We start from the raw sequence: 10,671 nt of genomic DNA on the forward strand, positions 1-10,671 counted from the left end.
GATTTCAGAATAATTTTTCTCTTTTTCTAAGCGCAGAAAGGGAAAGGTTTGCGTCTCAATTATTGATATGGCAGTATCGTTTTATGGATAAGGAGCAAAAGGTGGCTGGCAGCGGCGTAGGAGTACTCGATAAAGCCATGGGCGTTTTGAACGCTCTCGAAGCTGGCCCGCTCACTTTGGCGCAACTAGTAGCAACTACTTCTTTAGCTCGCCCCACCGCACACCGGATTGCGGTGGCTTTGGAATATCACCGATTTGTGGCACGCGATATCCAAGGGCGTTTTGTGCTCGGGCCGCGGCTCGCCGAATTAGCTGCCGCCGCCGATGAAGATCAACTTTTAGCCGTAGCTAACCCTATACTGATTGCTTTGCGCGATCACACTGGCGAATCTGCCCAGCTCTATCGCCGGCAAGGAGAGCACCGTATCTGCGTAGCAGCTGCCGAGCGCGCAATGGGGTTACGGGATTCTATTCCGGTCGGGGCAACTCTCTCTATGCAAGCGGGCTCGGCCGCCCAAGTGTTACTCGCGTGGGAAGAACCGGATCGAATGCACCGCGGATTACACGGCGCCCAATTCACTGCGACGGTACTTTCCGCAGTGCGCCGGCGCGGTTGGGCCCAATCGGTAGGAGATAGAGAAGTGGGAGTTTCTTCTATTTCTGCTCCCGTCCGCGGCCCGAGCGGGCAAGTGATAGCCGCCGTTTCTATTTCTGGACCACTAGAGAGAATGGGACGCCAGCCGGGACGCCAATATGCGGCCGCAGTGGTGGCTTCGGCGAATCGACTCACCGAAATTTTACAAAGCTCTCCGAGCTCCTAAAAGTTGAAGGAAGATACTTCTATGAAACCTACTTTGCTGGTTACTAATGATTTTCCGCCCCGAGCCGGCGGCATTCAAACCTTTTTAGAAGGATTTGCCAAAGAGCTAGATGCCGAAAAACTCTTCGTATTTACCTCTACTCCCCCAGATACTCCTGCCGAATCAGGGAAGGCGGCGGCAGCTAAGTACGACGCTTCCGTTCCCTGGCATATTTATCGCGATGCAGCCACGATTATGTTGCCCAACCCGTTGGTAGCGAAAAAAATGCAGGAAATAATTATCGAACATCATATAGAAAATGTGTGGTTCGGAGCGGCCGCTCCTCTCGGTTTACTCGCTAATGTGGCGCGCGCGGCCGGAGCTAAGAAAATTATCGCCACTACGCACGGTCACGAAATTGGCTGGTCGATGCTCCCGGGCGCGCGCCCCTTATTGCGAAAAATTTTCCACGATGCAGATACTGTCACTTATTTGACGGAAGCTACGCGCCGGCGGCTGGCTCCTTTTTTTGGCACAACTTCCGCGGTGCAGCTGCATGGAGCTATAGACCCAGCGGCTTTCGCCTTTTCGGCAACTGCCCGCCAACAGCTGCGCCAACGCTATAAAATTCCCGAAACCGCCCCGGTAGTGGTGTGTATTTCTCGCTTGGTAGAGCGAAAAGGGCAAGATACGCTGATTTCTATCTGGGCGCAGCTAGCCGAAAAGTTTCCAGAGGCGTATTTAGTGATTGTGGGGAAAGGCCCCTATGAGAAGCATTTGCGCGAGTTAGCCCAGCGCAGCCCGGAAAAAGAAAAAATTATTTTCACTGGAGAAGTGCCCTATAGCGAATTAGCTGACCACTATTCGCTCGGGGATATTTTCGCGATGCCGTGCCGGACCCGCGGCGACGGCCTAGATATTGAGGGGCTCGGAATAGTTTATTTAGAGGCCTACGCAGCTGGTCTCCCAGTAGTAGCGGGAGATTCTGGCGGCGCTCCCGAAGCTGTGCAAGATGGCAAAACGGGAATCGTGGTAAATGGACATTCGGCAAATGCCACTGCCAAGGCGCTCGAATTTTTGCTCGCTAACCCCGAGCGCGGGCGCGCTATGGGAGCGGCCGGTAAAGAATGGGTAAATTCTTGCTGGACGTGGCGCGATTCGGCGCGCCCCCTCCAGGAGCTGCTCGCTTAAGAGCTGCCAATTTATAAAATACGACCAATTTATAAAATACGGCCAATTTATAAAGTGCAACCAGCTCCAGAAGCGCCGAACCAAGATTTTGCGCTCAATTAGTTTTCTAAGCCGAAATAAACTACTTTAGCTACTTGGCTGCTATTCAAAGCACTTTATATTCTGCAAATTATTTGGCTACTCTGCAGAGAACTCTCGCTATTCATCAGAGTGTTTACTACTTCAAAACTAATGCAGTGGAGTACCTCTAAATAATAATGGCCGCCATAAACGTAACTATCAAAATTTTCACTACTATTCCGATAGCAAAAATAGCCGCATAGCCAGATTCGATTCTTTCATCGTTTTTCCGCCCGGTAGCATAAGCCAAAATCGCAGGTTGCCCTAAAATACCAGCCATCGCTCCACTAGTGCGGGTAGCAGAGAGGCGAAGCGCATAGCCAATTATGCCCATCACTCCCATTACCACAAAAGCAGCTATTAAACCTACTGCCATTGCTTTTACTCCTACCGGGGTGCGCACGGTATTCATGAATTCCGGACCAGAAATAATTCCTACCGAAGCGAGGAAAAGCATCAGACCCAGCTGGCGAATTATCTGATTAGCGGCGAGCGGAATCTGCCAAACTATCGGGCCGGTGCGCTGTAAAGCGCCGAGAATCATGCCAACGATCAAGGGGCCAGCCGCCGGGCCGAGCGCAAATTCTGAGCCGCCGGGCAGCTGAATTTCTACCATCCCCGCCAGTAAGCCCAGTACTACTCCCAAGCCCATAGAAATAGCGTCTACTTGTGCCACTTGCCGCTCCGAGTTGCCGAAAAATTCCGCTAAACCCGCATATTCTTCGCGCGGAAAAGCCACCAAGACGCGGTCGCCTACTTCTAGGCGTAGATCATCTTCTGCTAATAGCTCAGTATCTCCGCGTTGAATACGCGTGACTACTCCCCCGAATCTACCAGCGATATTGAGCTCTGCCACGCTGGAATTAGCTAAATCTTTGGTGGATACGGTAAAGCGCCGAAAATCTACTTGGGAGCGATCATTAGCGAGATGACTGCTAACTAAAATCCCTAAATCGGCAATAGTCCGCCGCACATTTTTTTCTAGACCTACCACCACTACTAGATCATCTGGTAGGAGCTCTTCTCCCACGGAGACAATTCGCGTCTTACCTTTGCGGCGCAGATAGGAAATTTTAATGCGCTGTGCTTTCCAATCGGGAATAGCACGCACCGGCACATTCTTAGTCACCTTACAGGTGGCAGCAAAAAGCCGCTGACCCGCCTGCGAGGGCACATCAGCGCTGCCTTTCCAATTTCGCCCTACTACTAGGGCTACCAGAGTAATTCCGACGATTACACCCATTGGGTAAGCCAGAGAATAGCCAACACCGGGTTGTTTAGAGCCGCTGGCCTCTTCCGCAGCAGCCAAAGCGGGAGTAGTAGTGAGTGCTCCGGCATAAATACCGAGTAAAAGCGCCGATTTTAGGTGGAGAAATTGCCCGACCACCACCGTCACTATCGCCCCAGCTATTAGAGCTAATACGGAGCCGCCAATCAGTTTAGCTTGCCGGCGAAAATTAGCGAAGAAGGTGTGCCCCGCCGAGAGCCCGACGACGTATACAAAAAGAATTAAACCTAGATTCTGCACATGGAGAAGCTCTTCACTCATGCCGGGCACAAAATTACCTACTAGGAGCCCGACGAAAAGTGCTCCTGCTGCGCCAAGCCGAATCGGGCCAAAAGGAATGAGACCTAAAACGGTGCCCAATGCACCTACCAGAAAAACGGTCAGAATTGGAGAAGCAGAAATGATTTCAACCACAGCGCCCACTTATCAGTGCTATCGATTTTCTTAAATAATCGTACCCCGTACCGGATTTGAACCGGTGTTACCGCCGTGAGAGGGCGATGTCCTAGGCCGCTAGACGAACGGGGCATGAAAAAAGATTTCCTCTTTTTCGCTGGGGTACCAGGACTCGAACCTAGACTAAATGAACCAGAATCACTCGTGCTGCCTATTACACCATACCCCAAAGGCAAAAAGCGCTTTTATGCTTTTGTGCAACGATTAAATATCGTACTAAGCTCGCCACCGAAGCGCAAACTAAAAAGTGCGTGAGTGTACTCACCCTGCATTTTTAGAGAGAGCAGGGTGAAAACTCAGCAATTCTCCCCAGCAGCCGCCAACTCGGGATAGAGCTGATGGAAACGCTGGAGCCGGCGAATAGTTTCTTCTTTACCTATTAAGGCCATGGAATCAACTACCGGTAAAGATACATTGCTGCCCGTAATAGCTACGAAAAGCGGCGCATAGGCGAAACGCGGTTTTATCTCCAGACCCTGTACTATGTGCTCATCAAAGACTTCTTTGATATGAGCAGGAGTAAAATCAGTGATCTCTGCGAATACTTCCACGGCTTTTTCCAATACCTGCGGAGTGGTATCTTTCAACTTCCGCACCGCTTTTTCTTGATATTCGAGCTCTGCGGCCGTACAGAAAAGGAAAGCCATCAATGCGGGCGCTTCTCCGAGTAATTTAATGCGGGTCTGCACCAGAGGTGTGGCACCCGCAATTAGCTGCTGCACGCGAGCCGAATTATCGGCATATGCTGGTTCCGCTACCAGATTTTCCCGATGTAGGAAAGGCACAAGGCGCTGGCATAAATCTGCCTCATCGAGACGGCGAATATGCTCCGCATTAATTGCTTCGCATTTCTTTTCATCGAAACGCGCCGGATTCGGATTTACGTCTTTAATATCGAAAGCCTCCACCATTTCTGCGCGCGTAAAGACATCTTCATCAGGAGAAATAGACCAGCCTAAAAGCGCCAAATAATTAATTAGCCCCTCCGGTATCATTCCGTGTTCGCGATGCAGCAAAAGGCTAGATTCCGGATCGCGCTTAGAAAGTTTCTTATTTCCTTCACCCATCACATAGGGTAAATGCCCAAATTGCGGAATATACTGAGCAATCCCTAACTCCATCAAAGCGCGGTAGAGCACGATTTGGCGCGGAGTAGAAGAAAGTAAATCTTCCCCGCGCAGCACATGAGTGATACGGGTGAGCGCATCGTCAATCGGATTAGTGAGCGTATAGAGAGGCTCACCGTTGCCGCGCACTATCACATAGTCCGGTACACTTCCGGCCTTGAAAGTAATTTCTCCCCGCACTAAATCGGTAAAAGTAATATCGGTATCAGGCATCCGCATCCGCAACACCGGCTGCCGCCCTTCCGCTCGATAGGCAGCTTTTTGCTCGGCGCTCAAATCCCGATCGAAGCCGTCGTATCCGAGTTTAGGATCTTCTCCTTTGGCGCGATGGCGTTGCTCCACTTCTTCCGGAGTGGAAAAAGATTCATAAGCGTAGCCGCCTTCCAGCAGCTTGGCAGCTACGTCGCGATAGATATCCATCCGCTCGGATTGACGGTACGGACCGTCGGGGCCGCCCACTTCCACGCCTTCGTCCCAATCTAGACCCAGCCAGTGCAATGAATCGAGAATCATTTCGTAAGATTCTTGCGAATCGCGGGCCGCATCCGTATCTTCGATACGAAATACGAAAGTACCTCCGGTATGACGAGCATAAGCCCAGTTAAAGAGGCAAGTACGCACCATCCCTACGTGGGGAGTACCGGTGGGTGAGGGGCAAAAACGGACGCGGACTTTATCGCCGCTAAGATTATCTGCAGTATTCATCGCCTGCTATTCTAGCGCTTTCTGCTCTCCCTACACTATTTAGAGCGCCGATTGTGCGCAGTCCCTCCCCCTATTACCTAGAAAATATGCGATTTCCTTACTGATGCGGGCTGGCAACCAATGTGGGCCAGTACTAGTGCGGCGCTAAATAGGATTTTATCCTCTCAGCAGCAATAAGTTTTTACTCGTTCATCACGATAAGTTTTTACTCACTCATCACCGGATTGCGCAGGCTCCCCAACCCACTAGCGGAAATCTGCAATTCAGCTCCCGCCTGTACCTCACAAGGCGACAATAGATTTCCGAGGCCAATAATATCGCCCGGTAAAAAAGTAGCGATATGGCTGGCTGCCGCCACTAGTTTCTGTATATCGGCCCGGCGCAGCAGCAACTCTACTTCCTCTTTACTTTCTTGGGAGCTACGCGTGAGCGTAATCGAAGCATCTTGTACTTCAGTTTCAATAATCGGGCCGAGTGGGCAAGAAGTATCGAAAGCGTAGGCAGCGGCAGCAGATTTACCAGCTATATCTGGTATATAGGCAGATTGCAGTAAAACCAGACCGTAAATCACTTCAGCGGCACCTCTCGCAGAGAGCTTTTTACAAGGGCGAGAAATTATCACTCCCAGCTGCGGAACTACAGCGAGAGAAGACGCGTAGCTCGGGATAGTAATCGGAGTATTTTGCCCACTGACTGCAGTATTGGGCTTTAGATAGGCGTGGAGCTCAGCTAGCGCGCCCTCCATATCTGCCGCCGCAGCTGCCGGAGTCTCCTCCACGACCGGAGTCCCTGCTTCTACCGGAATTTCCACTTCTGCTTCTACCTCTGTCGAAAAGGCCAGTAAATTTTCTGCATAATTTCCCTGCCAGCAAAGTACCTTGGAACGCGGAAGCATCGGGGCTAACACCTGCACTTCATCTGGAGTAAAAGATTCCCCACTGAGCTGAGGCGAAGTGTAAAGAGGATCTCCCACCAGCACTTCGTAGCGGCCAGTTTGGGGATTGATAAGCGCAAAACGCGGCCCTTGCGGCAAAGAAATTCGCACAATTTTCATATAGGCAGTCTAATAGATTTTTAGCGATAAGCTGCTATAGCACGCCCTCTTTTTCGTAATTTTCTGCCCAGAGCCGCTTTCCGTGCCGAGCTATTTATGCCGAATAAAAACAAATACCCAAACTTCAGTGCCCCCGGCGGGGCTCGAACCCACGACCTTGGAATTATGAGTTCCCTGCTCTAACCATCTGAGCTACAGGGGCGTACTAATTGTTTATATCTGATATTAGCGAAAATTGCCAACTAGTTTCAGACCAGCGCGGTTTATTTCACTTTTCACCGTCGCTATTTTCTTCTATTGGCTGCTATTTTTCTCAGGTATCAGTTTCATCGAATGCGCGCCGATTACTCTCCAGCTCTATCAATCTTTGATAGAGAGCGGCCCGCTCCGGGGAATCAGATTCTGTGCGCTGCATTTGCCCGCGCAGCTCCGCTATTTGGCGGGTATAGCCGTGCTTTATCAAGCCCATCATCACTCCCCGCACATAGGGCCACATATCGGCCTGTGTATCTTCTGGTAAAGGAGATACTGCTAGCTCTCGGAGAGCTTGCCGCGTCATATCGGTGGCAGCCTCACTTATCTGCTCCACGTACCACTTATTAGCGCGTTCTTCCGCTTCTTTATTCTCCATTCCTTTATATTGCAGATTTTGAAAATACTGCCGATGCGCAGCCACTCCCCCTGCCGCCAAAATAGTATCGAATATGGCGCGATGAATCGGCACTGTAAAAGATTCACTCGGTAGATCCTGCGCATTTGCTTCATAAGCCAACCAAGGCAACTGCACAATCACTTCCAAAGCAGCGCGCTCTACGCGCGCCACGGGATCGCTAATCTGGGCGCGCTCTTCTAGTACCGGCGCAGAACGCGGAGCATTTTCTTCTCCCGGGGCCGCAATCTCCGGTATTTGGTTTTTCTGCATCCGCAGCGCATCTGCTACCGCCTGCGCCACTGTATCTATATCCATCCCAAGCCAGCCAGATAATATACGGGTATATTCCCCGCGCAACACTCTATCTTTAATAGCTGCCACTACCGGCGCACTTTGATGCAGCCCTGCTGCCCGCCCTTCTGCGGTGTGAAGTGGCAACTTGGCGAGCATAGATTGGATTACAAAAGAAAAAAGTGGTTTCCGCTTAGCTACTAGCTCCGCTACTGCCGCATCTCCATAAGCGAGGCGCAAATCGCAGGGATCCATACCCTCAGGCGATACTGCCACGAAAGTCTGCGCCCCAAAAGTCTGATCTTCCCGAAAAGCGCGCAAAGCAGCTTTTTGCCCCGCCTCGTCTCCGTCAAAAGTAAAAATAATTTCTCCACCAAAACCGGCTCCATCGTGCAACACCATTCCGGAGCCTTGCCCGGCATAATCTCCAATAATACGCCGCACAATTTTGGCATGTTCGTGGCCAAAAGCAGTGCCACAGGTAGCCACCGCCGTACGCACTCCCGCTAAATGAGCAGCCATTACGTCGGTATATCCCTCTACCACTACAATTTTTCGCTGCGCAGCTATTTCTTTTTTCGCTAGATCCAAGCCGTAGAGCACCTGCGATTTTTTATAAAGGATAGTTTCGGGAGTATTAAGATATTTCGGGCCTTCCTCGTCTCCCAACTTACGAGCTCCGAAACCAATCGGATCGCCCACTATCGAATGGATTGGCCACATTACCCGCCCGCGAAAACGGTCATAGACTCCGCGCGCTCCCTGCGAAGTAAGGCCAGTAGCAGAAATTTCTTTTTCCGTAAATCCACGCCGGCGCAACTCTTGAAGCAAGCTATCCCAGGCGCGAGGAGCATACCCAACACGAAAGTGTGCAATCGCCGCATCGTCAAAGCCCCGATCATAAAGCAACTTCCGAGCAGCTTCTCCCTCGGCTTCACCGAGTTTCTTTATATAGAACTCCTCAGCGATTCGATGTGCCTCAATTAAGCGCGCTCTTTTCACTTCCGTAGGCGCACTCTTTCCCCCACTGCTTTTTTCGTACTGCAGCTGTACACCCGTCTTATGTGCAAGCAGCTCTACCGCTTCCACAAAAGAAATATGCTCGATTTTTTCCAGAAAAGCGATTGCATCTCCGCCTTCTCCGCAGCCAAAGCAGTGCCATCGCCCCACGTGTGGCCGCACATTAAAAGAGGGAGTTTTTTCATCATGAAAAGGGCATAAGCCTTTTAGCGCACCCACTCCAGCAGTTTTCAGAGTGACGTATTCGCCCACTATTTCTTCTAGACGCGCCCGCTCCCGCACTTCTTCTATGCTTGCACGCGTAATCAAACCGGCCATACCGCTATCTTATATCCTTTACTAGCTCCCTTATCCACTTACCCGTTCTGCTTTCTGCTCTTAATGGCGCAGCATTCCGCAGTAGCGCGCATGCCATTGCCGCGCAGACTGGTCGGTAAGAGTAGCCAACTGGTCTATCAGCACCCGCCGCCGCGCTGCTTCACTATCGGCGCGCTGATACAAATCCCAAAATATTGACTCTAAGCGCGTGGCCGGATCTTCCGCGAGCGCATCAGCTAAATCGTAGAGCATTGTGCGCTGCGCATAGTAAACCGGCTCATGTACGCGCGGTTCCATCACTAGATGTACCGCAATTCCTTTTAGCAGATTTATTTCCGCTTGGGTTTGGGGAGGTACTACCACATTAGCGGTATAGCGAATTAGCGGCTCGCTGCCGTACTCGGCTTTAGTGGCAGCCGTAAGAGCCGATATAAAACGCCCAATTAAATCGGAAGTTAAATCCTTCAGTGCCGCTAGATCATGTATCGTGCCGCTAAATTCGTGCGGCCAGGCCTCCATCTCATGCAGACGGCGAAAAGCAGAGCGCAATTCTGCTTCGCTGCTGCTTTTTCCATACCAAGTTATTACGCCTGCAATTATGGCATCTTCGTCCGCTAATTCAGCGCTGAGAGACGGCCCAAGCGGATTCTCACTCGCCCGCGCTTGTTTATAGACTATTGCATCCTCTACATCGTGTACCGAATAGGCAATGTCATCAGAAATATCCATTATCTGCGCTTCGATACACCGGTTTGATCCATGACTTCCGTGTACCCAAGTAAATACTGGTAAATCATCAGCATAGACACCGAATTTACGGCTATTTCCTCCACTGGGCCCGGCTCCCCGCAGCCATGGGTATTTAATAGTCGCATCGAGAGTGGCTCGCGTGAGATTGAGCCCCGCTGGGCTACCGTCAGCTTGAAAGCGCTTCGGTTCTAGGCGCGTCAGCAAACGCAGTGTTTGGGCATTGCCTTCAAATCCACCGATATCTTCTGCCAATTCGTTAAGAGCTTTTTCCCCGTTATGCCCATAGGGAGGATGCCCAATATCATGCGAAAGGCACGCTGCTTCGACAATATCAGGGTCACACCCCAGATTTTTTGCTAAAGATCTGCCTACCTGAGCTACTTCCAGAGAATGAGTAAGACGGGTGCGGATAAAATCATCAGATTCTGGCCCTAATACTTGCGTCTTGGCTCCCAACCGCCGCAGCGCCGAAGAATGCAGCAGCCGCGCTCTATCGCGTTCGAATTCGGTACGGGAAGCACTTTTTGGGGCTTCCTGAATCCATCGCTCTTTATCGCTGCTCTGATAGTATTCTTGCACGCTTCTTAGCCTATCAATTTCTAGCCGCCACTAATATTAAGTTCTGCCTCTTGAATTTTTTTCCGTTGCTCCGAAGTCAAATAATGACTCTCGAGCCACCGCTCCGGCAAATGTGGAGTGCGAGCCCGCCCAGCTCTACCCCGTTTTCCCTCCGCTGCTTCCGGATAGCTTTGGTCTAAGTCGAGATCCTGGAGTTTTTGCTTTAGATCTGCTAGCGAAGATACCAGCCCGAGCTGCGCTCGCGCGGTGCCCCCCACCGAAAAACCCCGTAACTGTCTCTTATACACATCTCCGAGCCCACGAGACCGTTATTCTAATCT

General features: G+C 51.1%; 8 protein-coding genes and 3 tRNA genes. 2 read left to right on the forward strand and 9 right to left on the reverse strand.

Features of this window, described 5'->3' with window-relative positions; genetic code table 11:
• Positions 1-83: 83 nt before the first annotated feature.
• Positions 84-821 (forward strand): IclR family transcriptional regulator, encoded by a 738-nt coding sequence (locus Q0X35_RS00540; RefSeq protein ID WP_073996223.1) that lies wholly within the window; start codon positions 84-86, stop codon positions 819-821.
• A gap of 21 nt (positions 822-842) precedes the next feature.
• Positions 843-1,991, forward strand: coding sequence for a glycosyltransferase family 4 protein (locus Q0X35_RS00545; RefSeq protein WP_297564362.1), 1,149 nt, complete (start codon positions 843-845; stop codon positions 1,989-1,991).
• Positions 1,992-2,238: 247 nt separating this feature from the next.
• Here the strand turns inward: Q0X35_RS00545 and Q0X35_RS00550 are convergent, their stop codons facing one another.
• From Q0X35_RS00550 to Q0X35_RS00590, 9 genes are all read right to left on the reverse strand, one after another.
• Positions 2,239-3,813 carry an aspartate:alanine exchanger family transporter gene (locus tag Q0X35_RS00550; RefSeq protein WP_297564364.1) on the reverse strand — a complete coding sequence of 525 codons (1,575 nt, stop codon included), beginning with the start codon at positions 3,811-3,813 and terminating at the stop codon, positions 2,239-2,241.
• Positions 3,814-3,854: 41 nt separating this feature from the next.
• A tRNA-Glu gene (locus Q0X35_RS00555) sits at positions 3,855-3,927 on the reverse strand.
• Positions 3,928-3,952: 25 nt separating this feature from the next.
• Positions 3,953-4,024, reverse strand: a tRNA-Gln gene (locus Q0X35_RS00560).
• A 127-nt stretch (positions 4,025-4,151) separates the two neighbouring features.
• The gene (gene gltX, locus Q0X35_RS00565; RefSeq protein WP_297564366.1) at positions 4,152-5,687 is read right to left on the reverse strand and encodes a glutamate--tRNA ligase; all 1,536 of its coding nucleotides are present in this window, start codon (positions 5,685-5,687) and stop codon (positions 4,152-4,154) included.
• Between the two features lie 205 nt (positions 5,688-5,892).
• A complete protein-coding gene (locus Q0X35_RS00570) occupies positions 5,893-6,741 on the reverse strand; it encodes a fumarylacetoacetate hydrolase family protein (RefSeq protein ID WP_297564367.1) in 849 nt (282 codons plus the stop codon).
• Between the two features lie 128 nt (positions 6,742-6,869).
• Positions 6,870-6,943: transfer RNA gene (locus tag Q0X35_RS00575), tRNA-Ile, on the reverse strand.
• 111 nt (positions 6,944-7,054) lie between these two features.
• Positions 7,055-9,022, reverse strand: a complete 1,968-nt coding sequence (gene dnaG / locus Q0X35_RS00580; RefSeq protein ID WP_297564369.1) for a DNA primase — start codon at positions 9,020-9,022, stop codon at positions 7,055-7,057.
• 60 nt (positions 9,023-9,082) lie between these two features.
• Positions 9,083-10,351 (reverse strand): deoxyguanosinetriphosphate triphosphohydrolase, encoded by a 1,269-nt coding sequence (locus tag Q0X35_RS00585; protein WP_297564370.1) that lies wholly within the window; start codon positions 10,349-10,351, stop codon positions 9,083-9,085.
• Between the two features lie 20 nt (positions 10,352-10,371).
• The gene (locus Q0X35_RS00590) at positions 10,372-10,638 is read right to left on the reverse strand and encodes a hypothetical protein (protein WP_297564371.1); all 267 of its coding nucleotides are present in this window, start codon (positions 10,636-10,638) and stop codon (positions 10,372-10,374) included.
• Positions 10,639-10,671: the final 33 nt, after the last annotated feature.

The organism is uncultured Arcanobacterium sp. (assembly GCF_947253055.1).
Taxonomy (GTDB): domain Bacteria; phylum Actinomycetota; class Actinomycetes; order Actinomycetales; family Actinomycetaceae; genus Arcanobacterium_A.

Bases quoted from the DNA above. Each gene is read 5' to 3' on its own strand.
- Q0X35_RS00540 (WP_073996223.1), top strand. From the start codon at position 84: ATGGATAAGGAGCAAAAGGTGGCTGGCAGCGGCGTAGGAGTACTCGAT.
- Q0X35_RS00545 (WP_297564362.1), top strand. From the start codon at position 843: ATGAAACCTACTTTGCTGGTTACTAATGATTTTCCGCCCCGAGCCGGC.
- gltX (WP_297564366.1), bottom strand. From the start codon at position 5,687: ATGAATACTGCAGATAATCTTAGCGGCGATAAAGTCCGCGTCCGTTTT.
- Q0X35_RS00570 (WP_297564367.1), bottom strand. From the start codon at position 6,741: ATGAAAATTGTGCGAATTTCTTTGCCGCAAGGGCCGCGTTTTGCGCTT.
- dnaG (WP_297564369.1), bottom strand. From the start codon at position 9,022: ATGGCCGGTTTGATTACGCGTGCAAGCATAGAAGAAGTGCGGGAGCGG.